At 73.9% G+C, this 24,038-nt stretch carries 23 protein-coding genes and 1 riboswitch; of the genes, 11 read left to right on the top strand and 12 right to left on the bottom strand.

Features of this window, described 5'->3' with window-relative positions; all coding sequences use genetic code 11:
* Positions 1 to 13: 13 nt before the first annotated feature.
* The 3 genes from ACGFX4_RS07560 to ACGFX4_RS07550 all read right to left on the bottom strand — a co-directional run bounded on the left by ACGFX4_RS07560 (position 14) and on the right by ACGFX4_RS07550 (position 2,105).
* Positions 14 to 712, bottom strand: a complete 699-nt coding sequence (locus ACGFX4_RS07560; RefSeq protein WP_393071043.1) for a response regulator — start codon at positions 710 to 712, stop codon at positions 14 to 16.
* Between the two features lie 109 nt (positions 713 to 821).
* The gene (locus tag ACGFX4_RS07555) at positions 822 to 1,415 is read right to left on the bottom strand and encodes a DUF4240 domain-containing protein (RefSeq protein WP_393071042.1); all 594 of its coding nucleotides are present in this window, start codon (positions 1,413 to 1,415) and stop codon (positions 822 to 824) included.
* Positions 1,416 to 1,463: 48 nt separating this feature from the next.
* Positions 1,464 to 2,105, bottom strand: coding sequence for a restriction endonuclease (locus ACGFX4_RS07550; protein WP_393071041.1), 642 nt, complete (start codon positions 2,103 to 2,105; stop codon positions 1,464 to 1,466).
* Positions 2,106 to 2,340: 235 nt separating this feature from the next.
* On the opposite strand from ACGFX4_RS07550, the gene ACGFX4_RS07545 reads away from it, so the two are divergent.
* Positions 2,341 to 3,885, top strand: a complete 1,545-nt coding sequence (locus tag ACGFX4_RS07545; RefSeq protein ID WP_393071040.1) for a TerD family protein — start codon at positions 2,341 to 2,343, stop codon at positions 3,883 to 3,885.
* Between the two features lie 100 nt (positions 3,886 to 3,985).
* Positions 3,986 to 7,153 carry an NACHT domain-containing protein gene (locus ACGFX4_RS07540; protein ID WP_393071039.1) on the top strand — a complete coding sequence of 1,056 codons (3,168 nt, stop codon included), beginning with the start codon at positions 3,986 to 3,988 and terminating at the stop codon, positions 7,151 to 7,153.
* A 41-nt stretch (positions 7,154 to 7,194) separates the two neighbouring features.
* Here ACGFX4_RS07540 and ACGFX4_RS07535 read toward each other — a convergent pair whose 3' ends face one another.
* Together ACGFX4_RS07535 and ACGFX4_RS07530 are read right to left on the bottom strand one after the other, a co-directional pair.
* Positions 7,195 to 7,845, bottom strand: a complete 651-nt coding sequence (locus ACGFX4_RS07535; protein ID WP_393071038.1) for a glyoxalase — start codon at positions 7,843 to 7,845, stop codon at positions 7,195 to 7,197.
* A 96-nt stretch (positions 7,846 to 7,941) separates the two neighbouring features.
* Complete coding sequence (locus tag ACGFX4_RS07530; RefSeq protein ID WP_393071037.1) at positions 7,942 to 8,706, bottom strand: hypothetical protein; 765 nt, start codon at positions 8,704 to 8,706, stop codon at positions 7,942 to 7,944.
* Between the two features lie 307 nt (positions 8,707 to 9,013).
* On the opposite strand from ACGFX4_RS07530, the gene ACGFX4_RS07525 reads away from it, so the two are divergent.
* Positions 9,014 to 9,445: a hypothetical protein gene (locus ACGFX4_RS07525; protein WP_393071036.1), complete on the top strand. Its 432-nt coding sequence runs from the start codon at positions 9,014 to 9,016 to the stop codon at positions 9,443 to 9,445.
* A 48-nt stretch (positions 9,446 to 9,493) separates the two neighbouring features.
* On the opposite strand, the gene ACGFX4_RS07520 is transcribed toward ACGFX4_RS07525, so the two are convergent.
* A complete protein-coding gene (locus ACGFX4_RS07520; protein ID WP_393071035.1) occupies positions 9,494 to 9,697 on the bottom strand; it encodes a cold-shock protein in 204 nt (67 codons plus the stop codon).
* A 332-nt stretch (positions 9,698 to 10,029) separates the two neighbouring features.
* Here ACGFX4_RS07520 and ACGFX4_RS07515 point away from each other — a divergent pair, with 332 nt between their 5' ends.
* The gene (locus ACGFX4_RS07515; protein ID WP_393071034.1) at positions 10,030 to 10,272 is read left to right on the top strand and encodes a hypothetical protein; all 243 of its coding nucleotides are present in this window, start codon (positions 10,030 to 10,032) and stop codon (positions 10,270 to 10,272) included.
* Between the two features lie 191 nt (positions 10,273 to 10,463).
* Here ACGFX4_RS07515 and ACGFX4_RS07510 read toward each other — a convergent pair whose 3' ends face one another.
* Positions 10,464 to 10,895: a hypothetical protein gene (locus ACGFX4_RS07510; protein ID WP_393071033.1), complete on the bottom strand. Its 432-nt coding sequence runs from the start codon at positions 10,893 to 10,895 to the stop codon at positions 10,464 to 10,466.
* A 174-nt stretch (positions 10,896 to 11,069) separates the two neighbouring features.
* Between ACGFX4_RS07510 and ACGFX4_RS07505 the strand changes: the two genes are divergently transcribed.
* The gene (locus ACGFX4_RS07505; RefSeq protein WP_393071032.1) at positions 11,070 to 11,855 is read left to right on the top strand and encodes a YqjF family protein; all 786 of its coding nucleotides are present in this window, start codon (positions 11,070 to 11,072) and stop codon (positions 11,853 to 11,855) included.
* Positions 11,856 to 11,908: 53 nt separating this feature from the next.
* Here ACGFX4_RS07505 and ACGFX4_RS07500 read toward each other — a convergent pair whose 3' ends face one another.
* The 5 genes from ACGFX4_RS07500 to ACGFX4_RS07480 all read right to left on the bottom strand — a co-directional run bounded on the left by ACGFX4_RS07500 (position 11,909) and on the right by ACGFX4_RS07480 (position 16,919).
* Positions 11,909 to 12,733, bottom strand: coding sequence for a DUF1684 domain-containing protein (locus tag ACGFX4_RS07500; protein WP_393071031.1), 825 nt, complete (start codon positions 12,731 to 12,733; stop codon positions 11,909 to 11,911).
* A gap of 65 nt (positions 12,734 to 12,798) precedes the next feature.
* The gene (locus ACGFX4_RS07495; RefSeq protein ID WP_393071030.1) at positions 12,799 to 13,941 is read right to left on the bottom strand and encodes an LLM class flavin-dependent oxidoreductase; all 1,143 of its coding nucleotides are present in this window, start codon (positions 13,939 to 13,941) and stop codon (positions 12,799 to 12,801) included.
* Between the two features lie 31 nt (positions 13,942 to 13,972).
* Positions 13,973 to 15,331, bottom strand: a complete 1,359-nt coding sequence (locus tag ACGFX4_RS07490) for an NtaA/DmoA family FMN-dependent monooxygenase (RefSeq protein WP_393071029.1) — start codon at positions 15,329 to 15,331, stop codon at positions 13,973 to 13,975.
* Positions 15,332 to 15,352: 21 nt separating this feature from the next.
* A complete protein-coding gene (locus tag ACGFX4_RS07485) occupies positions 15,353 to 16,594 on the bottom strand; it encodes an LLM class flavin-dependent oxidoreductase (protein ID WP_393071028.1) in 1,242 nt (413 codons plus the stop codon).
* 169 nt (positions 16,595 to 16,763) lie between these two features.
* Positions 16,764 to 16,919 carry a hypothetical protein gene (locus tag ACGFX4_RS07480; RefSeq protein WP_393071027.1) on the bottom strand — a complete coding sequence of 52 codons (156 nt, stop codon included), beginning with the start codon at positions 16,917 to 16,919 and terminating at the stop codon, positions 16,764 to 16,766.
* 38 nt (positions 16,920 to 16,957) lie between these two features.
* Positions 16,958 to 17,072: riboswitch (SAM riboswitch) on the bottom strand.
* Between the two features lie 490 nt (positions 17,073 to 17,562).
* Here ACGFX4_RS07480 and ACGFX4_RS07475 point away from each other — a divergent pair.
* From ACGFX4_RS07475 to ACGFX4_RS07450, 6 genes are all read left to right on the top strand, one after another.
* A complete protein-coding gene (locus ACGFX4_RS07475) occupies positions 17,563 to 18,558 on the top strand; it encodes an amino acid ABC transporter permease (RefSeq protein WP_393071026.1) in 996 nt (331 codons plus the stop codon).
* Positions 18,555 to 19,361, top strand: coding sequence for an amino acid ABC transporter ATP-binding protein (locus tag ACGFX4_RS07470; protein WP_393071025.1), 807 nt, complete (start codon positions 18,555 to 18,557; stop codon positions 19,359 to 19,361). Before ACGFX4_RS07475 ends, ACGFX4_RS07470 begins: the two co-directional genes overlap by 4 nt.
* A gap of 71 nt (positions 19,362 to 19,432) precedes the next feature.
* Positions 19,433 to 20,455: a transporter substrate-binding domain-containing protein gene (locus ACGFX4_RS07465; RefSeq protein ID WP_393071024.1), complete on the top strand. Its 1,023-nt coding sequence runs from the start codon at positions 19,433 to 19,435 to the stop codon at positions 20,453 to 20,455.
* Positions 20,456 to 20,533: 78 nt separating this feature from the next.
* Positions 20,534 to 21,247 carry a GNAT family N-acetyltransferase gene (locus ACGFX4_RS07460; RefSeq protein ID WP_393071077.1) on the top strand — a complete coding sequence of 238 codons (714 nt, stop codon included), beginning with the start codon at positions 20,534 to 20,536 and terminating at the stop codon, positions 21,245 to 21,247.
* A 180-nt stretch (positions 21,248 to 21,427) separates the two neighbouring features.
* Positions 21,428 to 22,612: an ROK family protein gene (locus tag ACGFX4_RS07455; protein ID WP_393071023.1), complete on the top strand. Its 1,185-nt coding sequence runs from the start codon at positions 21,428 to 21,430 to the stop codon at positions 22,610 to 22,612.
* Positions 22,613 to 23,048: 436 nt separating this feature from the next.
* Positions 23,049 to 23,999 carry a TauD/TfdA dioxygenase family protein gene (locus ACGFX4_RS07450; RefSeq protein ID WP_393071022.1) on the top strand — a complete coding sequence of 317 codons (951 nt, stop codon included), beginning with the start codon at positions 23,049 to 23,051 and terminating at the stop codon, positions 23,997 to 23,999.
* The last annotated feature ends 39 nt before the right edge of the window (positions 24,000 to 24,038 follow it).

The raw sequence follows: 24,038 nt of genomic DNA, 5'->3' as shown, positions 1-24,038 counted from the left end.
GTCCGCCGGGCGCTCACGGGAGGTCCAGCCGGTAGCCGACGCCGCGCACGGTGGCGATCAGGGTGGGCCGGGCCGGGTCGTCCTCGGTCTTCGCGCGCAGCCGCCAGACGCACGCGTCGACGATCCGCGAGTCTCCGAGGTACCCGTAGTCCCAGACCCGGTCGAGCAGGACCTGTCGGGTCAGCACCTGGCCCGGGTTGGTGACGAATTCCAGCAGCAGGCGCAGCTCGGTGGGGGTGAGGTCGACCGGTGCCCCGTCCTTGGTGACGGTCATGGCCCGGGTGTCGACCCGGACCGATCCGAGGTGGACCGCTCCGGACGTGTCGTTCTCCCGCTCGATCGGGGCCGCGCGGCGCAGCACGGCCTTGATCCTGGCGTCCAGGACGCGCGGTTCGACCGGCTTGGCCACGTAGTCGTCCGCGCCGCACTCCAGTCCGGCGACGATGTCGATGGGTTCCGAGCGGGCGGTGAGCATGATGACGGGGGTGCGGCCGGCCCTGCGGATCTCGCGGCACACCTCGAAGCCGTCCATGCCCGGCATCATCACGTCGAGCACCACGCACTCCGCCGGCGGTCCGTCCGGTGCGGTCAGCGCGGCCAGCCCGGTCGGCCCGTCCGGCGCCACGTGGACGTCGTGGCCGAGGCCGATCAGCGCCAACCGCAGTGCCTCCCGCAGCCCGTGGTCGTCCTCGACGACCAGCACGCGTGCCATGTCCGCCCCCTCTCCTCGTTCGATCAGCATGCCTGCAGCGTTCCGCCGTTGTGTGTGCGCCCCATGTGGAGCGCGTCTCCGCCGTGCCACAGCGGTGTGTGCGCGGGCGTCAGCCGTGGGTGTGGTCGATCGGGAACAGCGCGCTCAGCTTCGGGAGGCGGCGGGCGGCGGCGGCTTCGTCGCGGACGTCCCACCGGGTGCCGGCGGGGTCCGCGCCCGGGTGGGCGCTGGGGCGTTCCTCCTCCTGGACGAGGGTGTAGAAGGTGGCTGCCTCGTCGTGTGTCCCGGTCAGTGCCTCGTGGACCTCGGCCGCGACGTAGTCGAGCGGTTCCCACTCGGGCCAGTCGTCGTCCCAGGCGCGCCGGGGGCGGCCGGCCAGTCGGCGCACTTCCGGGGCTTCGGCCAGGGTGTCGGGCTCGGCGAGGGCCCGTTCGAAGGCGGCCCGGCCGAGGCCGACCAGCCAGAGCCGGAAGTAGAAGAACCCGTCGTCCGAGCACCAGCCGCCGAAGATCCTCTCCGCGGCGGCCCACAGTTCCCAGCTGTAGGCGTCGTCGGTCGCCTCTTCGAGACGCGCCTGGAAGCCCACGGCGTCGGTCTCCGGGCGCCGCGACAGCTCGGCGTGCAGGTGGGCGAGCCGTTCGCCCGGCCCGTTGGCCTGCTGTCGGCAGTTCTCGATGACGTTCCAGAAGGCATCCGTGTCCATGCGCATGATCCTGCCGGTGACCTCCGACAACGCACTGCCGGTCTACCGTCAGTTCCAGGGCGGTGCGCCGGTGCCCTCCGCCCAGAGGGCGAGGGCCTTCCGGTCGACGGTGCGGATGCCGACCTGGGCGCAGAACGCGGAGGCGGCCTTGGTGAACGTGTTGGTGGTCACGACTGCGGCCAGGTCGCAGCCGTGGACGTCGCGGTAGGTCCCGTTGACCTGCTGCACGTCCTGGGAGCCGACGAAGGTGCGGGGTCCGTAGCGCTTGGCCTGGATGAGGATCCGCTGCCCGGCCGGGGTGGTGGCGAGGACGTCGGCCGCGAGGTCGCCGGCGCCGCCGACGACGGTGACGTTCGTGCAGCCGTCGCGTCGGCAGAGCACCGCCAGGGCGTGTTCGAAGTCTTTCGGCGACATCGACAGGAACGGCCCGATGTGCCGCAGTTGTGCGACCCGGGACTCGTACGCGCGGCGGCCGGCCAGCACCCGGCGGCGGACCATGGCGGCGGTGACGGCCAGGGCGACGGTCAGCAGCGCCAGCAGGACGAGCAGGTGGTGGACGAGCCAGACCAGGGCGGACGCCACCAGGACGATCAGCCCGAGCGCGAGGCCGAGGGCCAGGACGGAGTTGTCGCGGGCCTGCCTGGCGCGGCGTGCGGAACTCCGGCGTCGTCGTGCGGGTCTGCGCGCCACGGTGCCCCCTCGAACCACGGTCGTTCCCCGGTGTTCGCCGATCGTAGGAGCGCCCACCGGGCGGCTGCCGGTGATCCCGGTCAACTCGCCCGCGGGCGTCCCCGAGTTGACCGGATCCTGATGGTCGGCGGCCGAACCACCGACCGTCAGCAGGTCGAACTCCTCCCTTTCCGCCGGGCTGTCGACCGCGCGGATTTCGATGTCCTCGGATCACGGACAGTGCCAGGATGACGGTATGACGATCATCCTCAAGGGGGCCAACACCCTGCTGCCCGCAGGCCCGTTCCGTGTCACCGTGGCCCGCGAGGCCCGGCCGGGGACCGCCGCGGTAGCCGCCGCGGTGGCCGCCGTGGCAGTGCTGGTGGACGCGGCGGGCCGGGTGCGGGGCGAGGCCGACGTGGTCCACGGCGGGCGGCGGGCGCATCCGTCGGGCGCGGTCCGGCACCTGGGTGGAGGGGTGGAGGGCGAGCTCCTCGTCGAGTGGGTGGAGGTGGACGAGGAGGCGGTGGAGGCCGACGTCCAGCGGGTGCTGATCGCCGTGGTGGCCGCCGGCGGGACGTCCGCTGCGGTCGCCGGGCTGTCGGTGGAGGTGGCCGGTGGCGAGGGCGCGGCCGTGGCGCGGTACGAGGTCGTGGACGGCGGCGGGGAGGGCGCGCTGGTGCTCGGGGAGTGCTACCGGCGCAACGGGGCGTGGCGTTTCCGGGCCGTGGGCCAGGGCTACGCCGCCGGACCGGCCGCGCTCGCCGCGGACTTCGGCTTCCCCGTCGAGGCACTTCCGGTGCCCGGTCCCGCGGTCGGGGCCGACCCGGCGGAACCGCTTCCCGGGCCGGCGTCCGACGCGACCGCCGACCGGGTGTCGTCCCTGGTGAAGGTGCCGGGCCCCGCGGTCGGGGCGGAGCCTGCGACGGCTCCCCCACGCGCGGACGAGCTGTTCCGGAAGACCTCCGGCGAGGCAGGCCCGGTCCACGCCGCCACCGTCCAGGAGGGGAGGGGCAAGCAGGAGCTGACCGTCGTGAACCCCGCACCGGGTCGGCCGGCCATCGTGGAGTACGAGCGGCTCGACGGGCCGAGCCGGCACAGCTGGTTCTACGTCTGGCGGCTGGACGAGCAGGGCGGCGTGACCGAGCTGACCGCCTTCGCCACCACCAGGGACGCGCGGGGGCAGCTGCTGGCGTTCGCCAAGGGCGAGCCGGAGGTCCGGCTGCGGGTGGAGGGCTCCGGCGACTGGCGGCTGCGGGTCCGTCCGATCGACACGGCGGAGGTCCTGGACGGGTACGCCGAGGGGAAGGGCCAGGCCGTGCTGCGCTACGCGGGCCCGCCCGCCCTGCTCCGGGCCACCTGTGACGGGCCGGAGGGCACCACGGGCTACGTCCACACCGTCCAGTCCGACGGCACCGGCCAGCGCGTCGGGCGGTTCGGCACCGGGATGCCGACGACCGGCCCGCTCGCCGTGGGCCCGGAGGGCTGGTGCCACGTGGTGGTCAAGCTGGACCCCGTGGCCTCGTGGCGCCTGGAGGTCCTCCCCCTGGACCGGGTCCGCGAGCTGCGGGAGGAGCTGTCCGGTCACGGCTGGGAGCTGCTGGAGATGACCGGCACCGGCACGAAGGTGCGCGTCCGGCTCGACCGCAGGGCCGAATCGGACTCCGTCGTGCTGGCGACGCTGGACGCGTACCTGCGCCCCGAGCGGCAGCTCTGCGCGAAGCCCGGGGTCTACCCGGTGCCGCCGGGGCTCGTCGCGGTCCGCACCGCCGAGAAGTGGACCCTGAAGGTCCGCCGCTGAAACGCGGCCACCTCCCCGGCCCCGGACGCGCCGGGGAACAGGTCGGGACATTGCGCAGGTCTGTTGTCGGCGCGGCGATGCGGCGGGCATTCTGTGCGGCATGGGACGTCGGGGGTGGACGGTTTCGGCGGCGCTGGCCGCCGTGGCGCTCGGGCTGGTAGGCAGCCTTGCGACCAACACCGTTCAGGTGGAGGCGAGTTGGTGGCCACCGCTGGTGTGGACGGTGACCGGGCTCGCTGCGCTCGGGGCGCTCTGGTTCCCGCTCCGGGCGGAGCGCCTCCCGGCGCCGCCCGGGACGCTGGACGAGGCGGTCGAGGCACTGCGCGCCACGGTGCACGTCCAGTGGCAGCAGGAGGCGGTGGTCCTCGCCCTGGACGCTCCCATGCCGGTGCGGTGGGACCTGGTCACCGACGTCTCCGTGGCTGCGGGGACGGGCGGGGACGGCGCGTCCGGCGATGCCCGTGGGGCCGTGTCGTTCGGGCCGGTGGTGTGGTCCGGAAGCGGCGACCGGCCGGCCGAACTGACCGACCGTTTCCTGCGCCTGCCGCGGCAGCGGCTGGTGGTCACGGGCGGGCCGGGCGCAGGCAAGAGCACCCTCGCCATCCAGGTGGTGCGCCGACTGTCGGCAGCCGGGCAGAGCGGTCCGGTACCCGTACTGCTTCCCCTTTCCGACTGGGACGTCGACCAGTTCCCGACCCTGGAGGAGTGGCTGGTCGTCCGCCTGGGTGAGACGTACGAAGCCCTGCGGGAGACCTCGCCCTTCCCGGCCCGCACGCTCTTCCGTGCGGGCCGCCTGCTGCCGGTCCTGGACGGGCTCGACGAGGCGCCCGCGACCGCCCGCCCGTTGTTGCTCAACCGGATCAACGAGGCGTTGACCGAGGACAGTTGGCTGATCGTGACCACCCGGCCGGACGAGTACGCGGACGCCGTCCGCGCGGCCCGGTCGATCCGCGGCGCGGGCATGCTGGTGCCGCGGCCGTTCACCCCGCAGCAGGCCGCCGACCACCTGTCCGAGAGCGTCGACGGCCGCGCCGTCCATCCCGGCCGGGAGCGCTTCCTCGAGGAGCTGCGGCGGGGTTCGACGCCGTCGGCGGAGGTCGCCGCCACCCCGCTCGGCCTGTGGCTGCTGCGCACCGTCTGCGCCGAGTCCGCCGACCCGTCCGAGCTGCTGGACCGCGAGCGCTTCCCCACGGCACGGGAGTTGAGGGCGCACCTGTTCGACCGGCTGATCCCCGCGCTCCTCGACGCCCGTCCGCCGGCCGCGAAGGGCGAGGCCGACCTGTTCCGGCCCCGCCGGGCCCACGACGCCGCCGACGTCGAGCGGTGGCTGGGCAACCTGGCCGCCCTGCTCGACGGCAGCCCGGTCCTGGAGCGGCGGGTCGGCGCGAGGAGCTACGGGGTGCGGGAGTTCGCCTGGTGGGCACTGGCGCGGACCGCCCGCCCCGACGGCCGCCTGCCCGGCGTCGCCGTCAAACTCGCAGTCGCCCTGGTGGGCCTGGCCTGGACCCTGCTGACCTGCCGGGTGCTCCTCGGCCCGAGCACCGTGTTCGCGATGATCCTCTGGTTCCTCGGGTGCTCGTACGTCTACGAGACCGCGGACGACCTCTCCTGGGGCGGCCAGCTTCCAGGCCGCGCGGACCTGCGGCTGACCGGCCGGCTCGGGAGACTGATCGGCCGGCTGGCCGCGGCGTGCGGTGGTGCGCTGCTCTTGGCGCTCGTCTGCGGCCTGATCTACGGACTGCTCGGGCAGGTTTTCGAGGGCGACGGCATCGCGGCCGGCCTCCGCTACGGCCTCGGGCTCGGAACACTCGCCCTGCTGATCCGCCTGCACGCCGCGGTCACCACGTGGGCCGAGCCGGTCGGCGGCGCCTGGGACGCGATCACGCCGCTCACCGACTGGCGCGCCGACCGCCGGCTCAACCTCTTCCGCATCCTGACCGCCGCCGCCCTGGCCGGCGGCACCGGCGCGCTCCTCACCGCCCTCACCGGCCACCCGTTGCGCGAGACGCTTCCGGTCGCCGCCCTCGGGGCGGTCGCCGGCGCGGCGTACGGAGCGCTCGTCGGACGTCAGCACGCCTGGCTCGCCTACCTGACCGCCGTCTTCCGGCTCTCCTTCGACGGCGTGCTGCCGCGGCGGCTGATGGTGTTCCTCGACGATGCGCACCGGCTCGGGCTGCTGCGCAGCGTCGGACCGTGGTACCAGTTCCGGCACGCCGAGTTCCACGACCACCTCGGCGTGCGGCACTCCCCCGGAGCGCCGACGCCCCCGCTCCCCCTCGCCGCCCCGGCCGTCGCCACCGCACCGCCGCCGCCACGCCGCGACCCGGCGCGGCTCCGACCGGTCCGGCTGGCCACCCTCGCGACACCGAAGCTCGTGGCGCAGGTCGCGTTCACACCGGACGGCCGGGGCGTGGCGCTGTTCCGGCCCGGCCGGACCCTGCTGGTGGACCTGTCCGGTCGGCCGGTGCGCAGCTTCCGGCACGGCTGGCCGCTGTGGGCCCAGGCCTACTCCAACGGCGGCATCGCCTTCAGCCCCGACGGCGGGCGGTTCGCCGCCACCGGCGCGATCCCGCGGCTCACGTCTGCCGACCGCCTCGCGGGCCGCTGGCAGATCCTCCCCGCGGCCGGCGGCACCGCGCTGCTCAGCGGGTTCCACGAGAGCGAGGTCCGGGCGGTCGCGTTCAGTCCCGACGGTGCGCTGCTCGCGACCGGCGGCACCCGTACCGTCCGCCTGTGGCGGGCGGCCGACGGCGCCGAGCTGCTGACCATCGGCGTCGCCTGGGTCAACGGCCTGTCGTTCAGCCCCGACGGCACCCGGCTGGCGGTCGTCAGCAACGGTGTCTGGCCGCCGGACGACACCTGCCACGCCGAGGTCTGGGACCTGGCCGGCGGCCAGGCCGTCCTCGAACTCCAGGCCGTGCCCACCGGCTCCACCTTGGGGGTGGAGGGGGTGGCGTTCAGCCCGGACGGCACGCTCCTCGCCACCGCCTGCCGGCAGGCCACCCAACTCTGGGACGCGGGCACCGGCGACGAGGTGCTGCAGATCCCCGACCCGTCGACCAGGGTGGTGTTCAGCCCCGACGGCTCCCTGCTGGCCACCGTCAGCGGCAAGCATGCGCGGCTGTGGGACGCGCGCACCGGTGCCCGGCTCCTGGAGATCCCGCACGGCAACTGGGTCCAGGCAGTCGCCTTCAGCCCGGACGGGGCCCTCCTCGCCACCGCCTCCGACGACCGCACCGCCCAGATCTGGCGCCTGTGGCCCGAGTAGGACGGGAGTAGGACGGGATCCGGCCCCGGACGGGCGGGGACTCAGGCCTGTGCCGCGGCGGTCTCCCAGGCGAATCCGTCGGGGTCGGTGAAGGCGTCGGCGGTGCCGCCGAGCGTGATCCGGTGCGAGCCGGTGCCGTCGGCGGGGACGCCGAGGTCCTTGGCGAGGGCGCGGCGCTTGTAGAGGGCGAGCTTGACCGGGCCGGCGTCGCCGGTGGCGAACTCGGTGTACTTGCCGCCGAAGCTCTTGGCCACGGCGAGGCCGCGCCCGACGTAGAACTGCCGGGTGGCCTTGACGTCCTCGACGCCGAGCAGCAGGACCACCTCGTCGATCTCGCGGGTGGCGGGGCCGGTGTCCTTCTTCGCCGAGGTCGCGATCTTCCAGATCGTCCCGTCCGGGGCCTGGACGACGCCGCCGTAGCCCCAGAGCGACTTCGCGGCGGGCTTCAGGACGGTGGCGCCGCCGGCGACCGCGGCGGCGACGAAGCCGTCGACCGTGGCCGGCCCGGACACCGTGAGGGCCAGGGTGAAGCCGCGGAATCCGGTGGAGGGCGCCTCGGACGCCCGCAGGCGGACGTACGCGTCCACGCCGAACTCGCGGTAGAAGCGGCGGGCGGCCTCCAGGTCGGCCACGTCGAGGGTGACGGAGGCGAGGGACGCGTCGGATGCGGTGGGAGCAGCAGTGGTAGCCATGACCACCACGCTAGGAGCCGGACCGCCGGCGGGGCTTCTCCGAACCTGATCGGTTCCGACCCGACCTCGGACGGACGGCGCCGGCCCGCGGCGGCGTCAGGCGGTCACCGTGATCGCGTACGCCGTGACCGCGATCAGCCCGGCCAGGATCACCCCGGCCAGTACCCGGCCGAGCAGCGTCCGCCCCGGCTGCCGGTCGATCCAGAAGGTGCGCGCCACGGGCGGTCGCCGGGGCCGGGCCGGCGGCTCCGCGGAGGCCGGTCCGTCGGCGAGGCGGCGCAGCCGGGCGGCGTAGGCCGCGGTCAGCTGCGGGTCGTGCTGGGCCGGCGCGCTGCGCAGCTCCGCGATCAGCGTGCCGAGCTCCCCCGGCGGGCCGGGTGGCGCCGGGCGGCGGAGCAGCTCGTCCAGTGTGGCGCCGAGGGCGGCGAGGTCGAGGCTGTGCGGCGGGGGGACGGTGCCGAGGCCGAGGATCTTCAGGGCGCCGGCCCGGGTGAGCTGCAGCTGGGCGGGTTCGATCCGGCCGTGGGTAGTTCCGGCCCGGTGGGCGACGGCGAGGGCGTCCGCGACCTGGGCGCCGTAGTCGGCGACCTGGGCGGTGTCGTACCCGCCGTCGAGCAGGTGGTCGTCCAGGGTGTACCCGTCGAGCAGTTCCATGGCGAGGAACGGCGTTCCGTCGTGCTCACCCACGGCGAGGACGGTGGTGATGCCGGGGTGCCGCAGCCGGACGGCCGGGGCGGGCGGCCCGGAGAGCGTCTTCACCGCCACCCGCGTGCCCGACCGGGTGTCCTCGGCGGCCCACACCTCCCCCGCGAGGTGTGCCTGGATCCGGTACCGGCCGCCGATCGTGCTGCCAATCTCCATGCCGCCCCCAGTCCCCGTGACCGCCGCCGCCCCGGGCGTTCGCGCCGGGCCGTGGTGATCAGTGTGCCGCAGACGGACGGCACCCGGGCTCGTGCGGCTCGTACGGACGGGGCGGTCACGCAGAGCTCGACCTTCGCCACGTCCGGACCCTCCAGGACCGGCGACGACACCGCCGACCGCTACTTTCCGTCACCGCAGAGGACAGATATCGGTCTGGACGTTCGACATTGGTCCAGTCCATCATGGATGGCGTGTCGATGGACGACGCTCGAAGAAGTGGCATCGTCCGGCTCGACGAGGAGCGACGATGACCACCACCCCGGACGGCGGCGAAGCCTCCACAGGGACAGCTCTCTACCTGCGCTGTTATCCCTACGACAGCTGGCAGATGGATGCCCACCGCAGGGCGCTGGAGGACCACGCCCAGCTGCTCGGTGCCGGCCCCACGCAGACCTACCTCGACAACGGCGCCCCGTCCGCCGGCCTGCGGCCGCAACTGCGGCTCCTGCTGGCCCGCGCGTCGATGGGACAGATCTCCACCGTGCTCATCCCCGGGCGCTGGGTGTTCTCCCTCGACTCCCGCACGGCCGACGCGGTCGCCGATTTCCTGGAATCCACCGGGGCGCGCGTCGTCGAGCTGCCCCACCAGGGCGGCCGCGCCGGTGACCACGGGCGGGTACGCCCGCAGCGTCGCACCGGCCACGGCGGCCACTTCCCGCTCGCCGAGATCACCGGCTGACGGGCTCCTGCGGGCGGTCGGGTGGCGGGCCGGCGGCTGCCGGGGCGGCTACAGCGGCCTGACCTCGACCGCCTGCGGCCCGCGCTGGCCCTGCTGGATCTCGAACTCGACCCGCTGGTTCTCCTCCAGGTTCCGGTACCCGGAGCCGACGACCGCGGAGAAGTGGACGAACACGTCGGCGCCGCCCTCGTCCGGCGCGATGAAGCCGAAGCCCTTCTCGCCGTTGAACCACTTCACTGTTCCTTGCGCCATCAGGGTCGGTCCTCGATCCCGTGTCGCGGCACGCGATGCGTGCCGGCCGCAGGCCACCGGCCCCGGCTGCTGATCTCTTCCCCGCGATCCTGCCCGAACCCCGCGGCCGCCCGAAACCGCCGCGCCACGGCTTCACCCCTTCGGGGCGACACGCTCACCCGTACGAAATCGCATCGACGCCGAGGGCAGTGCCGCCCGTGCGCCACGGGTCGCGGGATGATGAACTGCTCTCATGATCGTCGACCGGACCCAGCCCGTGGAACCGCCGCTGCCCGGGGTATGAGGCGTGCGCGGCGCGGATGGGAGCGCGGAGCCGCGGGTACGCTGGTGGCATGACCCTCCGTCAAATCGAACCCGTGCTGCTGGACGGCGACCTGGCCGACTGGGTGGAGACGACCGCGGCCAAGGCCGGGCTGACGGTCCCCGAGTACCTGGCTGGCCTCGTCGAGGCCGACCGCGACAGCGAAGCCGTCGACCGTGCGAGCAGGCTCGCCGCCCCGGTCTACCAGCGGTGGGTGGACGCCGGACGGCCCGTCGACGACGGCCTCGGCCTCGGCGAGGTCTTCGGCGCCTGACCAGCCCTTGGCGGCGCGCGGGCGGGTTCGGACCCGCCAGAGGTGGCGGACGGGCATCAGCAGGGCCACCACCGCCGGCACCGCGAGTTCGGTCCGCAGCAGCCGCCGGTCGGCGCGGTCGCCCTCCCGGGTGAGCCGGGCGGCTCGCCGCGCCGCCCGCTGAGCCGTTCGGGTGGGGCCGGCCCGACCCGTCAGCCCGGGTTGGTGCAGGTGGTGACCTTCTCCGCCGGGGCGAACACCGGGGACGTGGTGACGCAGACGATGCCCAGGTCGCCGGTCGCCACCTTCGGCGTGGCGAGGACGGCCGCGCCCCCGCCCGTCCGGATCGACGTCACCGAGGCCACCGTCAGCCACGGGCTGCCCCACGCCCGCTGGGTGCGCAGCTCGACCTTCGCGAGGACCGGCCGCGCGTCGGTCGGGGTCAGCCGGGCGAGACCGGTGATGCCGTCGTCGTCCCGCTCGTGCCAGACGCACGGGCGTCCGACCGCCGATCCGGTGGAACAGACGGCCGTACTCGTGCTCGTGGCCGCCCCCGCCTCGGCGCCGGTGGCGGCGAACGAGGGGGCGGGTACGGCGAGAGTCGCGGTGACGGCGAGGGCAGCAGCTGCGATACGGGCGCTCATGGCGGTTTTCTCCCTGGAAGTCGAAGGCTTGTGGCCTGACGGGAGTGAGTATTGCACGGCGTGCACATGTCATAACTGTGTGCATCGTCACACCATGAGTGACCGTCCGGGCACTATGAGCGATCAGGGCGCACGTGTAGGTTCGCGCCCGTGAAGGTGTGCGACGCTGCCGTCATGCCGCCCGTACCCGCACCCGTCGAGCCGATCACGCCCGACCCGGTGCGCGCCGTCAGCCGTACGCTGCTCACCCAGTCGTGGCTCGACCTGTCGTTCCTCCACTGGGCCTTCGACCCCGCCGTCGTCGCACCGCTGCTGCCCGCCGGGACCGTGCCGGACACCCACGACGGCCTCGCCTACGTCGGCCTGGTGCCCTTCCGGATGCACCGGATCGGCTGGTTCGGTGCGCCCGGCCTGCCCTACCTGGGCACCTTCCCGGAGACCAACGTGCGCCTCTACTCGGTGGACGGGCACGGCCGCCGCGGAGTGGTCTTCCGATCCCTGGAAGCGTCCCGTCTGCTGCCCGTGCTCGTCGCCCGCAGCGCCTTCCGACTGCCCTACACCTGGGCCGGGATGACGATCCGGCGTGAGGGCGACACCATCACGTACACCTCGCGCCGCCGCTGGCCCGCCCCACGCGGCGCCCGATCGGCCGTCACCGTGCGCATCGGCGAGCGCATCGAGCGGCCCAGCGACCTCGAGAACTTCCTCACCGCGCGCTGGGGCCTGCACAACACCTGGCTCGGCCGCCCCGTCCACCTGCCGAACAGCCACCCCCGCTGGCCCTTGCACCGGGCCGAACTCCTCCACTGCGAGGAGGACCTCCTGGCTGCCGCGGGCCTGCCGCGGCCGACCGGCGTCCCGGTCAGCGTCCTGTACTCGCCCGGGGTGGCGGTCCGGTTCGGACCTCCCTCCCCGCCCGGGGTGCCGGCGGCGGGCCGCGACGGGGCCGAGCACCCCTGAGGCGCGGCCGAGAAGCGGGATGCCCCGGTGGGGTGGTCACCGGGGCGGGTGGGTCAGGGGTTCGTGGTGCGCTCGTGGGGGGTCTTCTCGCCGGCCTCGATGGGGATCGGGAGGCGGTTCTCGGCGGGTGGGAGGGGGCAGGTGGCGAGGTCGGTGTAGGCGCAGGGGAGGTTGGTGGCGCGGTTGAAGTCGACCAGGACCCGGCCTTCGGAGTCGGGGGCGGGGATGGAGAGGGCGCGGTTGGCGGCGTAGGTGGTGACGCCCGAGGTGGCGTCCGTGAAGAGGGCCTGGAGGGTGCCGGGGCCGCTGCCGTTGAAGACGGTGAGCCGGTGGGTGCGGCCGTCCAGGTCGAACTCGACCTCGCCCGGGGCGTCGTAGACGTGCTGCAGTCCTTCGACCGCCGCGCCGACGGTGGTGGCGCGCGGCGCGTCGAAGGGCAGGTAGCGGCCGGTCAGCGACCAGCGCGGGTCGGGCGGGTACGCCGGGGTGTGGGTGAAGCGGACGCGGAGTTCGTTGTCGGGGTGGCGCGGGCGCAGGATGTCGTGGCCGCCGCGCTTGGCGATCTCGACGAGGGAGCCGTCGCCGACCGCGGCGTAGAGGCTGGCCCGTTCGTCGAGGATGCCGAACCGGTGGTGCCCGTGCACCGCGGTGCCGTCCACGACCAGTTCCTCGCCCTCGTCGAGGTGGACGGCGATGCCCTGCTCGGTGCTGGACCAGGCGCCGGGCGCGTCGGGGTAGCGGGTGGGCTCGCCCGTCAGCCAGTGCAGGCCGGTGACGGCGAGGAAGCCGTGCGGGTCGGCGAGGGCCCGCTCGTGGGCGGCGTGCCACTGCTCCCACTGCCGGGTGAACTCGTCGCGGGCGGTGTCCTGGACGGTCACGAGTACTCCTCGGGGGTCGGTACGGGTCGGCCGGGCGGCGGGTCGGGCGGGCGGGTCGGGCGGGGTCATCGGCAGTGCCATTCCTCGGCGAGCAGCTCGTAGGAGCGGACCCGGTCGCGGTGCCGGTGGGTGATGGTGGTGATGATCAGTTCGTCCGCGCCGGTGGCATCGCGGAGGGTCTCCAGCTGGTCGGCGACCTGCTGGGGCGTGCCGACGAACTGGGTCTCGGTGCGGTCCGCCACCAGCGCCCGGTCGGCCTCGGTCCAGGGGTGGGCGCGGGCTTCGTCGGGGGTGGGGAACGGGATCGCGCCGTCGCCGCTGCGGATGCTGCGCACCCACAGCCCGTAGCCGGTGGCGAGTTCGCGGGCGGTGGCCTCGTCCTCGGCGACCACGACGTCGGCGGAGACGCTGACGTGGGGGCGTTCCAGTTCGGCGGAGGGTTTGAAGGCCGCCCGGTAGGCCTCGGCGGCTTCCAGCACGGTGGCGGGGCTGACGTGGTAGTTCGCGGCGAAGCGCAGGCCGTGGGCGCCGGCGACCTCGGCGCTGATGCCGGCGCTGCTGCCGAGGATCCAGACCTGGAGGTCGGCGCCTTCGCCGGGGACGACGTGCGCCTGCACGCCGTCCGCGGTGGTGTAGGTGCCGGCCAGCAGGTGGAGGATGTCGGCGATCTGCTCGTCGTACGGCTGCGACTTCGCCTCCGGCAGCAGCAGCAGTTGCTGGTGCAGGGCGAAGCGCGGGTGCCGCAGCAGGTGTTCGTAGCTGAACCGGGCCGGTATGTGCAGACCGCCCGGGGCGGGGTCGGTCGTGCTCGGCTCCTCGGTGGCCGGCGGCTCCTCGGTGGCCGGCGGGGCGTCGGCCCGGGTGGAGCGGCCGCCGGAGCGGCCGAGGCCCAGGTCGAAGCGGCCGGGGTGGAGCGCGTCGAGCAGGCCGAACTCCTCGACGGTGGCGAGGGCGGTGCGGTGGCCGAGCTGGACGGCGCCGGCGCCGAGCCGGATGGTCGAGGTGGCGGCCGCGGTCAGGGCGAGGACGACGGCGGGCGAGGTGCCGGCGACGCCGGGGTTGAGGTGGTGCTCGGCGAACCAGTAGCGCGCGTAGCCGAGTTCCTCGGCGCGCCGGGCGAGGTCGATGCTGTTGCGCAGGGCCTCGGCGGCGGTCGATCCGGAGGAGACGGGTACCAGGTCGAGGACGGTCAGCGGGGTGTTGCTCATGTCGAGTCCTTCATCGGTGCGTCCGGGTGACCTAGCGGGGAGTCGGGCGGGGCGTGGCGAGGCCGAGGTGGTCGCGCAGGGTGGTGCCCTCGTACTCGGTGCGGAAGACGCCGCGTTCCTGGAGCAGCGGGACGACGGTGTCGGCGAACTCGTCCAGTCCGCCCGGGGTCAGGTGCGGGACGAGGATGAAGCCGTCGGCGGCGTCGGTCTGGACGGACTCGTTGAGCTGTTCGGCGACCTGGGCCGGGGTGCCGATGAAGGACTGGCGTCCGGTCACCTCGATGATCAGTTCGCGGATCGAGAGCTTCTTGGCCTCGGCGAGGGCGCGCCATTCGGCGGCGACGGCGAGCGGGTCCTGGTGGTGGCGGACGGAGGCGCGGCCGCGGGCGACGGTGTGTTCGCCGAGGAGGGGGTCCACCTCGGGCAGCGGGCCGTCGGGGTCGTACGCGCTGAGGTCGCGGTTCCACAGCTGTTCGAGGAGCCGGATCGCGGTCTGCCCGCTGACCTGCTGGCGGCGGATCAGGTGGGCCTTCTCGTGTGCGTCGGCCTCGGTGTCGCCGAGGACGAAGGTGACGCCGGGCAGGATCTTCAGCTCGTCGCGGGTGCGGCCGTGGCGGGCCAGGCGGTCCTTGACGTCGGTGTAGAAGGCCCGGCCGGCCTCCGGGGTGCCGTGCCGGCTGAAGATGGCGTCGGCGGCGGAGGCGGCGAACTCGCGTCCCGCGTCGGAGTCGCCGGCCTGGAAGATCACCGGGCGGCCCTGCGGGCTGCGCGGGACGTTGAAGTGCCCGGAGATGGCGAACTGGCCGTCGTGGTGGTCGAACCGGCCGGGGCCGGGCTCGCGCAGGAAGGCCCCTGACTGCCGGTCGGCGAGGATCTCGTCGCCGCGCCAGGAGTCGAAGAGCCCCCGCGCGGCGGTGAGGAACTGCCGGGCGCGCTCGTAGCGGTCCTCCTGCGCGAGGAAGCCGCCGCGGCGGAAGTTCTCGCCGGTGAACTCGTCCCAGGAGGTGACCACGTTCCAGGCCGCGCGGCCGTCGGAGAGGTGGTCGAGCGAGGCGAACTGCCGGGCCACCTCGTAGGGCTCGTTGAAGGTGGAGTTGACGGTCCCGGCGAGTCCTAGCCGGTCGGTGACGGCGGCGAGCGCGGCGAGGACGGTGAAGGTGTCGGGTCGCCCGACCACGTCCAGGTCGTAGATCTCGCCGTTCTGCTCGCGCAGCCGCAGGCCCTCGGCGAGGAAGAGGAAGTCGAACTTGGCGCGCTCGGCGGTCCGGGCGAGGTGGACGAAGGAGTTGAAGTCGATCTGGCTGCCGGCCTGCGGGTCGCTCCAGACCGTGGTGTTGTTCACGCCGGGGAAGTGGGCGGCGAGGTGGATCTGCTTGACGGGCTTGCTCATCGCTCGGGCGGTCCTTCCGGCTCAGGCGCTGACAGTGCGGGTGACGTGGCCGGCGTAGCGGTTGGCGGGGCGTGGCAGGCCGAGGTGTCCGCGCAGGGTGGTCGTCTCGTAGGCGGTGCGGAAGGCGCCGCGGCGCTGGAGTTCGGGCACCAGCCGGCGGGTGATCTGCTCCAGGTCGTGGGGCAGGGCGGCGGGGCGCAGCCGGAAGCCGGTGAGTCCGGCGTGCTGCCACTCCTGGAGCAGGTCGGCGAGTTCGGCGGCCGTGCCGGTGAAGATGCGGGCGTCGCTGGTGAGGGCGGCGCCGGCCTGCCGGTCGAGGCGGTCGCGGCGCTCGGCGGCGGCGTCGGGGGTCTCGTCGAGGAAGACCACCAGGTCGCCGAAGACGTGGACGGTCTCGTCCGCGCGGCCGGCGTCGGCCTGGGCCCGGCGGATCTCGGCGACGACGGTGCGGGCGTCGGCGGCGTCGTACGGGGTGACGAAGCCGAGGTCGGCCGAGCGGCCGACCAGGCGGTAGGGCTCGCCGCGGTGCGCGAGGGCGGTGACGAGGGGTTGGCCCTGCGGCGGGCGCGGGGTGATGGACGGTCCGCGCACGCTGAAATGGCGGCCCTCGAAGTCGATGTAGTGGAGCTTCTCGCGGTCGACGAACCGGCCGGTGGCGGTGTCGCGGATCTCCGCGTCGTCCTCCCAGCTGTCCCACAGCCGGCGGACGACCTCGACGTAGTCCTCCGCCTCGCCGAAGAGGTCCCGGAGGATCTCCAGTCCGGCGGGTGTGTCGAGGTCCTCGAAGCTCAGCTCGGGCGCCGACCGGCGGCCGATGTGCGCGGCCTCGTCGACCCGGCCCGACACCTTCACCCGCAGACCGGCCCGGCCGGAGCTGACGAAGTCGAGGGTGGCGACGGCCTTGGAGAGGTGGAACGGCTCGGTGTGGGTGACGATCGCCGTCGGGACCAGCCCGATGCGCCGGGTCAGCGGCGCGATCCGGGCGGCGACGAGGACGGCGTCGAGGCGGCCGCGCACCTGGTCGGTCCGCTCGTCCGGGGCGAAGGGGTGGGTGGACTGGAGGCTGAGCGAGTCCTCCAGGGTGACCAGGTCCAGCAGGCCGCGCTCGGCCTCGGCGACGAGATCGGCCCAGTAGCGGGCGGTGAACAGCTCGCGTGGTCGGGCGTCGGGCTCGCGCCAGGCGGCGGGATGCCAGCTGGCGCCGTCCAGGGCGACGGCGAGGTGCAGCGGGGCGAGGTGCAGCGGGACGGGGTTTTCGGGCATGGGAGACCGCTTCCTGGTGGGAGGAGGTGTGGTCGCTGACGGTGCGGACGCGTGGGCGTGCAGCGCGCGGAGTCCGACGCGGGGTGCGCGGCGGCATGCCGCGCGGCGCGGAGGTGACGGTGTGACGGAGGTGACGGTGTGACGGGAGCGCGGGCTGCGGCGGCGCGGGTCAGGCGCCGGCGCGCGCCTCGGCGGCGTGCGGGGACGCCGGACACAGCGCGGTGGTCACCCGCTGCAGGTCGATGTGGAGCCGGGCGCACGTCGTGGTGACGCGGCAGCTGGCCTTCACGGTGGCGGCCGCAGGACGCCGCTGGATCCGCCGCACTGCCCCCACCTCCGTTCCGCCCGGTACCCACCGGATCGAGCTCGCGCTTGCGGGGTGCCGTCGTCGGGCCCGCCGGGTCATCACCTGGAGCACCCCGCCGCGGAGGAGGGTTGCCGTGCAGCGAGCCAGGGCTTGACGCTGCAACTCGTGACCTTGCTGCACCGTAACCCGGCGGCGCCGTCCCGCACAATCCCGTTCAAGGGCCAACGACCACGCGCGACTTGGGGCGAAACACGGCCGTCACGTTCGCCGTCCCACGCTGTGGCGGGTCGTTGACATCCGACAGGAAACCCTTCTAGTTTTGCCGACCATCGGCAGGCGCGACGCCCTTCGGGGCGCGACTGAGCAGAGGTGACGGCGATGCACGCAGCTCCCGGGACGGCCATCGGCCGCCACCGCGGTCGGGCTGCGGCGTTCCTGGACCGCGCCGTCGACCTGCTGCGCGTCAGCAGCGCCCTCTGTCGGGGCTGACCTCCTCCTCGGCCCGCGGCCGACAGGTGTGCGGCGCGTCCTGCGACGACGTGCACCCCCGACTCCCGCCCGTGGCGCGGCGTGCTCCGGCATGCCCCCGGGCGACTTCCTCCCGCCGGTGCGGCGGCCCGTCGGCACGGGCCCCGCCGCCGGCCTTCGCTGGAGCTCAGCCATGACCGACTCTCTTGCCCCTGCCGTGCCCTCGGACACGGCCGTCCCTCCCCCGAAGCCGGCCACATCGTCCGTCGCCGTCCCGGACCACGCGGAGCGGGTGGTCCCGCTACGCCGTCCGGGCCGCTGGATCACCAGCGCGGTGGCGCTGGTGATCGTCGCCCAGATCGTCCACGGGCTGGCGACCAACCCCTTCTACCAGTGGGACCGTTTCCAGTACTGGTTCGCCCGGCCGGTCATCGCCAACGGGCTCGCCATCACCCTGGAGGTCACTGCGTACAGTGCCGTCCTCGGTCTCGTCGGTGGCGTTCTGCTCGCGCTGGCCAGGCTGTCGCGCAACCCCGTGCTGCGGGCCGTCAGCTGGGTCTACGTCTGGTTGTTCCGCTCGGTGCCGCTGATCGTCGTGCTGCTGTTCCTCTACAACTTCAGTGCGCTGTACCGCACGCTCAGCCTCGGTGTGCCGTTCGGGCCGGCGTTCTTCCACTTCGACGAGTCGAAGCTGGCCACCGACATGGTGATCGCCGTCGTGGGGCTGAGCCTCAACGAGGCCGCCTACGCCGCCGAGGTGGTGCGGGCCGGTGTCCTGTCCGTCGACCAGGGCCAGCACGAGGCCGCCGCCGCGCTCGGCCTGCCCCGGCGGTACCAGTTCGCGCGGATCGTCTTCCCGCAGGCGCTGCGCGCCATCGTCCCCTCGTACGTCAATCAGCTGATCGGCCTGGTCAAGGGCACCTCGCTGGTCTTCTACGTCTCGCTGCTGGACCTGTTCGGCTCGGTGCAGAGCATGGGTGCCACCTACCCGGGCGACATCGTGCCGCTGCTGCTGGTCGCCACCGCCTGGTACGTGATCCTCACCAGCGTCGTCTCGGTGGTCCAGTTCTACGTCGAGCGCCACTACTCGCGCGGCGCGCTGCGCACGCTGCCGCCGACTCCCTTGCAGCGGCTGCGTGCCGGCCTGCCCGCCCTGATCGCCCGCGTCCGCAGGGAGACCGCGTCATGACCGTCCTGAACACCGAGCTGCCACCCGCCGCGGAGAGGACGGCGCCCGTCGGGGTCGAGGTCCACGGGGTCCACAAGTGGTACGGCACGCACCACGTCCTCGACGGCATCGACCTGACGGTGGCTCCGGGCGAGGTGACGGTCGTCCTCGGCCCGTCCGGCTCGGGCAAGTCGACCCTGCTGCGCGTCATCAACCACCTGGAGCAGCCGCAGCGCGGCCACGTCAGTCTGGGCGGCGAGCCGATCGGCATCCGCCGGTACCGGGGGCGGCTGAAGGAGCTGAGTGAGCGTCAGATCCTGGCGCAGCGCAGCCGGATCGGCTTCGTCTTCCAGAACTTCAACCTCTTCCCGCACCTGACCGTCCTGGACAACGTGGCCGCCGCCCCCGTCGCGACCGGCCTGCTGCGCAAGCCGGAGGCGCAGCGGCTGGCGCTGGACCTGCTGGAGCGGGTGGGTCTGGCCGAGAAGGCCGGGGCCTATCCGCGGCAGCTGTCCGGCGGGCAGCAGCAGCGGGTGGCGATCGCCCGCGCACTCGCGCTGCGCCCGGGCGTGATCCTCTTCGACGAGCCGACGTCCGCGCTCGACCCGGAGCTGGTCGGCGAGGTGCTGGCCGTCATCAAGGACCTGGCCGCCGGGGGCACCACGCTGGTGATCGTGACGCACGAGATCGGCTTCGCCCGCGAGGTCGCGGACCGCGTCGTCTTCATGGACGGCGGTCGGATCCTCGAACAGGGCACTCCGGGCGAGGTGTTGGACCGTCCGACGCATCCGCGTACCCGGGAGTTCCTGAGCCGGGTGCTGTGAGCCCCACCGCTTCCACCGTTTCCACCGACCCGTCGCAACCATCGCAACCATCGCACGAGCAAGGACAGACCATGCCCGACTTCCGCAGCAGCAGACTTCTCCGCATCCTGGCCGCGAGCACCACCGCGGCCGCGCTGACCGCGGGCCTCGCCGCCTGCGGGAGCGACACCTCGTCCTCCTCCGCCGCGGACAGCGCGTCGAAGGGCACCGTCACCGTCGCGGCCCTGTCCAACGGCGCCGGGACGCAGACCGAGATCAAGGTCTCCGAGGTCGCCGCCATCCGCGCCGAGCTGCCCGCCTCGGTCACCAAGAGCGGGCAGCTGGTCATCGGGGTCGGGGCGCTGCCCGCCGGCTCGGCGCCGCTGGCGTTCGTCGGCAGCGACCAGCAGACCCTCACGGGGGCCGAGCCCGACCTGGGCCGCCTGGTCGCCGCCGTTCTCGGCCTCAAGCCGGTCGTGCAGAACTCCACCTGGGAGAACCTCTTCGTCGGCATCGACAGCGGCAAGACCGACGTCGGCTTCTCCAACATCACCGACACCGAGGAGCGCAAAAAGAAGTACGAGTTCGCCTCCTACCGAGAGGACAACCTGGCGTTCGAGGTGGCCAGGAGCAGCACCTGGAACTTCAACAACGACTGGACCACGCTGGCCGACAAGACAGTCGCGGTCGGCGCGGGCACCAACCAGGAGAAGATCCTGCTGGAGTGGCAGGGCAAGCTGAAGGCCGCGGGCAAGGATCTGACGATCAAGTACTTCCCCGACAACAACGCCACCCACCTGGCGCTGCTCGGCGGCAAGATCGACGCGTACTTCGGCCCGAACCCCGCCATCGCGTACCAGATCACCCAGGACGCCAAGACCCCCAACCCGACCCGCAGCGCGGGCACCTACTCCGGGGCGGGCGCCTCGCTGCAGGGGCTCATCGCGGCGACCGCGAAGAAGGACAGCGGCCTGGCGAAGCCGGTCGCCGACGCCATCAACCACCTCATCCAGAACGGCCAGTACGGCCAGTGGCTGGCCGCCTGGAACCTGTCCGACGAGGCGGTCACCACCTCGCAGGTCAACCCGCCGGGCCTGCCGCTCACCAACTCCTGACCGGTCGGCACGACGCCGGTCCACCGGGCGGACCTCGGAGCCTCTCCGGGGTCCGCCCTCCCTTCTTTCTGCGAGGAGATCCCCACCGTGGTGTCCATCAGCCCCCACCCGCCGCATCCGCTGGACAATCCGGCGTGGGCGGCGCTCACCGGTCCGCACGCCCGGTTCGCCGAGCGGGTCGGCCGGGCCGCCCGCTACCCCGTCGACGTGTCGCCGTTCACCGCGTTCACCGACCCGACCGATCCGCGGGCCTGGGACGACCTCGCGGCCCTCGTCGGCCCGGGCAGCCTGACGCCCGTCGCGGGGGCGGCCCTCGCGCCGCCCGAGGGGTGGGAGGTGGTGGAGTGCGGGCAGGGCGTGCAGCTCGTCGACACCGCGCTGCGGGCCGAACCGGCCCCGGACGCGGTCCGCCTGGGCCCCGACGACGTGCCCGAGATGCTGGACCTGGTCGCCCGCACCCGCCCGGGCCCGTTCCTGCCGCGCACCGTCGAGCTGGGCACCTACCTCGGCATCCGGCAGGAGGGCCGGCTGGTCGCGATGGCGGGCGAGCGGCTGCACCCGCCCGGCTGGACCGAGATCAGCGCGGTCTGCACCGACCCGGACCACCGCGGGCGGGGCCTGGCGACCCGTCTGGTGCGCGCGGTCGCGTCCGGGATCAGGGAGCGCGGGGAGACGCCGTTCCTGCACACGGCCGCCGAGAACTCCGGGGCCATCCGGCTCTACGAGTCGATCGGCTTCACCCTGCGACGGCGCACGACGTTCCTGCTGGTGCGTGCTCCCGGCGCGGTGTGACCGGCCGGGGCGGACTGCTCGCGAAAGCGCCATGCCCCTGTAACGGTGGTCCATTGACCTGTTCCCCCCGGCTTGGAAGCATTCGGCGCATGACGTCGTCGAACTGTCCCCGCAGCAGGTAGCCCTCGGAATCCGGGCTACCCCGCCGCCACGTGGCCGACTCCGGACAGAGGATCACCCATGCTGCCAGCGCTTGTTGCCAGGCCCGGCCCCCAACCCGTCGCCGACCGACCGGACCATGCCGCCGCCGTGTTGCGGGCCGTGCTGGACCGGGGGCCGGTGGCCCGTACCGCGCTCGTCGGCGAGACGGGGCTGAGCGCGGCCGCGGTGTCGCGGCACACGGCCGACCTGCTCAGCATGGGGCTGGTCTGGCAGCCGCCGGAGTCCGCGCAGCCGCCCCGCCCGGGCCGCCCCCGCATTCCGCTGGACATCGACACCTCGCACCACGTCGCCGCGGGCGTGCACGTCGCGGTGCCGCGGCTCACCTTCTCGCTGACGGATCTGCGCGGGCGGGTCGTCGCCTCGGAGCACCTGCCGCGGGCGGACCGCCCGGGCGAGGTGCTCGGGGAGGTCGCCGCCCGGCTCCCCGGCTTCCTGCGCCGGAACGCGTTCGGGCGCTCCGTGCTCGGCCTGGGCGTGGTCACCGGCGGCTGGGTGGACCCGGAGGCCGGGGTGGTGGTGGAGAACGCCGCGCTCGGCTGGCGTGACGTGCCGGTGCGGGAGACGCTGCGGCGGGCGGTCCGGCTCCCGGTGCACGTGGAGGGACACGCCCGGGCGCTCGCCCATGCGGAGATGCTGTTCGGACGGGTCGGCGGGGGCGTGCTGGTCCACCTGTTCGTGGGCAACGCCGTGGACGCGGCGATCGCCACCGGCGGGGTCCTGCTGCGGGGCCGGCGGCACGGCGCCGGGGGCATCGCCCACCTGCCCGTTCCCGGCTCCAAGCACCCGTGCCCGTGCGGCCGCACCGGCTGCCTCCAGGTGACCGTGGGCGACCGCGGCCTGGCGGAGGCGGCCGCCCGGGAGGGCATCGTGCCGCGTGCGGACGTGCATCTGCTCGTCCGGGCCGCGAGCGAGGGCGATGAGCGTGCCGTGGAGCTGTGCCGCTCCCGGCTGCGGTTGGTGGCCCGGGCGGTGCGGCCGATGCTCGACGTGATCAGCCCGGACGCGGTGGTGCTGACCGAGGCCGCCACCCTGCAACTCCCGCAGCTGCTGCCTGAACTGAGTCGCGAGCTCGGCGGGGCCGACGGTCTGGTGCGGGCCGGGTCCTTCGGTGCGGACACCCTCGCGGTGGCCGCTGCCGTGCCCGTGCTCGCGGCCGTCTACCAGGACCCGCTCGGCCTGCACACGGTCGGGAGCGCCCGATGAGCGGCCGCCGGGAGGAGTTTCTTCCACGCCGCCGGAAACCATTGTCCGCCGGGCCGTCCGGGCAGCAGACTGCTGCCATGGACGCGCACCAGAAGGCCACGATCCGGGAAGCCGCACAGCGGCTCCCCGTGAACGCCTTCCGCGCGCACCACTTCGCCGGTCTGCGCTGTCGGATCGGCTGACGTCCTGTCGCGCTGACGTCCTGTCGCGCGAACGCCGCGCGGCGCCGACCGGCGCGCGGCCCTTCCCGCCCCCTCGCCCGGTGAAGCCGCCACGAGGGCGGTTCCCTCCTCCCCGGGCACCTGCCCGGCGGAGTGACATCCCCGTACCCCGACGCTGCCGGGTACCGGCTCCGCCGTGCCTCCACGCCGCCGGGTTCCAGGGGCCGGTGCGCCTCGACGTCACCGGGCACTCCCCCCGAAAGGACTTCACTGCCATGACCGCACCCACCGTCCGTCCCGTCGCCGGCCACATCGGCGCCGACATCGACGGCGTCGACCTCGCCCGGCCGCTGTCCGCCGAGGCCGTCGAGACGATCAAGCAGGCCCTCCACCGCCACAAGGTCGTCTTCTTCCGCGGCCAGACCCTCGACCACGCCGCCCAGATCGCCTTCGCCCGCCAGTTCGGCGAGCTCACCTACGCCCACCCGCACGACGACGCCCCGCCGGCGGACCACCCGGAGATCTTCACCGTCGATCCGCGCCGTTTCGAGGAGCGGTACGGCAAGAGCTTCCGCGAGGAGTACCGCAAGCGCCAGTACAGCTACGTCGACGGCTGGCACACCGACGTCACCGCCGCCGTGAACCCGCCCGCCGGCTCGATCCTGCGGGCCGAGACCGTCCCCGAGGTCGGCGGCGACACCCAGTGGACCAACCTCGTCGCCGCCTACGAGGGCCTGTCGGCGCCGGTCCGGGCCTTCGTGGACACCCTGCGCGCCGAGCACCGCTACGGTGGCGCCCAGCCGGTGGACGGCGACAGCGAGTACGCCCGCCGGATCAACGACAACCTGCTGGTGGCGGTCCACCCCGTGGTGCGGGTGCACCCGGAGACCGGGGAGCGCGCGCTGTTCGTCAACCCCGTCTTCACCAGCCACATCGTCGACGTCACCGCGGTCGAGAGCCGGCGCATCCTCGACCTGCTCTACGCCGAGATCACCCGGCCCGAGTACACGGTGCGCCTGCGGTGGGAGGCCGGGCACGTCGCGTTCTGGGACAACCGCGCCACCGCCCACCTGGCCCCCCGCGACCTGGAGCACCTGGACGTCGAGCGGCGCCTGCACCGGGTCACCCTGATCGGCGAGGTCCCCGTCGGCCCGGACGGGCAGGAGTCCAAGCTCCTCGCCGGCCGCCCCTTCACCGCCGACCACCGCGTCGCCGTCGCCTCCTGACGCACCGCCACCACCGGGTCCGGCCGGACCGGCCGGACC

Origin of the sequence: Kitasatospora sp. NPDC048365 (genome assembly GCF_043200835.1) — a bacterium.
Lineage (GTDB): Bacteria > Actinomycetota > Actinomycetes > Streptomycetales > Streptomycetaceae > Kitasatospora > Kitasatospora terrestris.
Note: the sequence above shows the minus strand (reverse complement) of the source record. Positions and strands in the feature narration are given on the sequence as shown.

Bases quoted from the DNA above. Each gene is read 5' to 3' on its own strand.
- ACGFX4_RS07545 (WP_393071040.1), top strand. From the start codon at position 2,341: ATGACGATCATCCTCAAGGGGGCCAACACCCTGCTGCCCGCAGGCCCG.
- ACGFX4_RS07455 (WP_393071023.1), top strand. From the start codon at position 21,428: ATGCTGCCAGCGCTTGTTGCCAGGCCCGGCCCCCAACCCGTCGCCGAC.
- ACGFX4_RS07525 (WP_393071036.1), top strand. From the start codon at position 9,014: ATGACCACCACCCCGGACGGCGGCGAAGCCTCCACAGGGACAGCTCTC.
- ACGFX4_RS07515 (WP_393071034.1), top strand. From the start codon at position 10,030: ATGACCCTCCGTCAAATCGAACCCGTGCTGCTGGACGGCGACCTGGCC.
- ACGFX4_RS07505 (WP_393071032.1), top strand. From the start codon at position 11,070: ATGCCGCCCGTACCCGCACCCGTCGAGCCGATCACGCCCGACCCGGTG.
- ACGFX4_RS07470 (WP_393071025.1), top strand. From the start codon at position 18,555: ATGACCGTCCTGAACACCGAGCTGCCACCCGCCGCGGAGAGGACGGCG.
- ACGFX4_RS07475 (WP_393071026.1), top strand. From the start codon at position 17,563: ATGACCGACTCTCTTGCCCCTGCCGTGCCCTCGGACACGGCCGTCCCT.
- ACGFX4_RS07490 (WP_393071029.1), bottom strand. From the start codon at position 15,331: ATGAGCAAGCCCGTCAAGCAGATCCACCTCGCCGCCCACTTCCCCGGC.
- ACGFX4_RS07530 (WP_393071037.1), bottom strand. From the start codon at position 8,706: ATGGAGATTGGCAGCACGATCGGCGGCCGGTACCGGATCCAGGCACAC.
- ACGFX4_RS07535 (WP_393071038.1), bottom strand. From the start codon at position 7,845: ATGGCTACCACTGCTGCTCCCACCGCATCCGACGCGTCCCTCGCCTCC.
- ACGFX4_RS07520 (WP_393071035.1), bottom strand. From the start codon at position 9,697: ATGGCGCAAGGAACAGTGAAGTGGTTCAACGGCGAGAAGGGCTTCGGC.
- ACGFX4_RS07485 (WP_393071028.1), bottom strand. From the start codon at position 16,594: ATGCCCGAAAACCCCGTCCCGCTGCACCTCGCCCCGCTGCACCTCGCC.
- ACGFX4_RS07495 (WP_393071030.1), bottom strand. From the start codon at position 13,941: ATGAGCAACACCCCGCTGACCGTCCTCGACCTGGTACCCGTCTCCTCC.
- ACGFX4_RS07540 (WP_393071039.1), top strand. From the start codon at position 3,986: ATGGGACGTCGGGGGTGGACGGTTTCGGCGGCGCTGGCCGCCGTGGCG.
- ACGFX4_RS07560 (WP_393071043.1), bottom strand. From the start codon at position 712: ATGGCACGCGTGCTGGTCGTCGAGGACGACCACGGGCTGCGGGAGGCA.
- ACGFX4_RS07465 (WP_393071024.1), top strand. From the start codon at position 19,433: ATGCCCGACTTCCGCAGCAGCAGACTTCTCCGCATCCTGGCCGCGAGC.
- ACGFX4_RS07450 (WP_393071022.1), top strand. From the start codon at position 23,049: ATGACCGCACCCACCGTCCGTCCCGTCGCCGGCCACATCGGCGCCGAC.
- ACGFX4_RS07555 (WP_393071042.1), bottom strand. From the start codon at position 1,415: ATGGACACGGATGCCTTCTGGAACGTCATCGAGAACTGCCGACAGCAG.
- ACGFX4_RS07510 (WP_393071033.1), bottom strand. From the start codon at position 10,895: ATGAGCGCCCGTATCGCAGCTGCTGCCCTCGCCGTCACCGCGACTCTC.